The sequence below is a fragment of the Streptococcus suis genome (assembly GCF_002960445.1).
Lineage (GTDB): Bacteria > Bacillota > Bacilli > Lactobacillales > Streptococcaceae > Streptococcus > Streptococcus hyiners.
This window is the reverse complement of record NZ_POJD01000233.1, coordinates 1-809: the sequence shown is the minus strand read 5'-3', so window position 1 is coordinate 809 and position 809 is coordinate 1. Positions and strand designations below refer to the sequence as shown.

1 protein-coding gene is annotated in these 809 nt (G+C 36.3%); it reads left to right on the top strand.

Annotated elements, in window-relative coordinates:
* The first annotated feature begins 74 nt into the window (after nucleotides 1-74).
* Entirely contained in the window at nucleotides 75-755 is a 681-nt protein-coding gene (locus tag C1G53_RS09080; protein WP_001015311.1) for an IS6-like element IS1216 family transposase, read from the top strand.
* The last annotated feature ends 54 nt before the right edge of the window (nucleotides 756-809 follow it).

Sequence of the window (809 nt, the reverse complement as noted above, 5' to 3'; positions counted from 1 at the left end):
GGTTCTGTTGCAAAGTTTTAAATCTACTATCAAATAAGGTAGAATAATAGAAAAAGATAGCAGGAGGAATGACGATGAATCATTTTAAAGGAAAGCAATTTCAGCAGGATGTGATTATTGTAGCCGTGGGCTACTATCTTCGTTATAACCTTAGCTATCGTGAAGTTCAAGAAATCTTATATGATCGTGGCATTAACGTTTCTCATACGACGATTTATCGTTGGGTGCAAGAATATGGCAAACTACTCTATCAAATTTGGAAAAAGAAAAATAAAAAATCCTTTTATTCATGGAAAATGGATGAAACGTACATCAAAATTAAAGGAAAATGGCATTATTTGTATCGAGCCATCGATGCAGATGGTTTAACCTTGGATATTTGGTTACGTAAAAAACGGGACACACAAGCAGCCTATGCTTTTCTTAAGCGGTTAGTGAAGCAGTTTGATGAACCGAAGGTTGTAGTCACAGATAAAGCCCCCTCTATTACAAGTGCCTTTAAGAAACTAAAAGAATACGGCTTTTATCAAGGGACAGAACATCGTACCATTAAATACCTGAATAATTTGATTGAACAAGACCATCGTCCAGTAAAGAGACGCAATAAATTCTATCGAAGTTTACGCACTGCCTCTACCACGATTAAAGGCATGGAAGCCATTCGAGGATTATATAAGAAAACCCGAAAAGAAGGCACTCTCTTCGGGTTTTCGGTCTGTACTGAAATCAAGGTATTATTGGGAATCCCAGCTTAAATCATAGATACCGTAAGGGATTTTATTCTTTATTTAAAACTTTGCAACAGAACC

What these genes read in the sequence shown, in the direction of transcription:
- C1G53_RS09080 (WP_001015311.1), top strand. Translation starts at nt 75, where the DNA reads ATGAATCATTTTAAAGGAAAGCAATTTCAGCAGGATGTGATTATTGTA.